Source organism: Methylobacterium aquaticum (assembly GCF_001043915.1).
Classification (GTDB): Bacteria; Pseudomonadota; Alphaproteobacteria; order Rhizobiales; family Beijerinckiaceae; genus Methylobacterium; species Methylobacterium aquaticum.
This window is the reverse complement of record NZ_LABX01000405.1, coordinates 1-632: the sequence shown is the minus strand read 5'-3', so window position 1 is coordinate 632 and position 632 is coordinate 1. Positions and strand designations below refer to the sequence as shown.

Sequence of the window (632 nt, the reverse complement as noted above, 5' to 3'; positions counted from 1 at the left end):
GGCGTCGCGGTGGCGCACGGCGCCTTCGCGATGCATTGCCGAACGACCGCCGACCTTTACGAGATGGCGCCCGGCTCGCGCGAGCTCCTGTTCATCTCCTTCAGCTTCGACGGCGCCCACGAGCGCCTCTGGACCAACCTCACGGTCGGCGCCTGCATCGTCCTGCGCGACGACGCCCTGTGGTCGCCCGAGCACACGCTCGCGGTGCTGCGGCGCGAGCGCTGCACGCGGGCCGGGTTCCCGCCCGTCTACCTGCAGGAATTGGCTGTCTTCGCCGCGTGGCGGGGTGAGGCGTCCGGGCTGGACCTGTGCTCCTTCGGCGGCGAGGCGATGCCGCGAGCCGGGCTGGAGCTGGTCGCCCGGGCGATCGGCGCGCGCATCCTGATCAACGGCTACGGTCCGACCGAGACCGTGGTGACGCCGCTCGTCTGGAAAACCTCGGCCACGCAAGCCTTCGCCTGCCCGGGCCCGTTCGCGCCGATCGGGCGAGCGGTGGGGGCGCGCACCGCCCTCCTCCTCGACACCGACCTCAACCCCGTCCCCGACGGCGTCACCGCCGAGCTCTTCGTCGGCGGATACGGCCTCGCCCGCGGCTATCTCGGGCAGCCCGCCCTCACCGCAGAACGCTTCCT

At 72.6% G+C, this 632-nt stretch carries 1 protein-coding gene; it reads left to right on the top strand.

Translation table 11 applies throughout. The features are described 5' to 3' along the window. The coding region (locus tag VP06_RS32830) for an AMP-binding protein (RefSeq protein ID WP_048468020.1) at nucleotides 1-632 on the top strand (632 nt) is incomplete at both ends.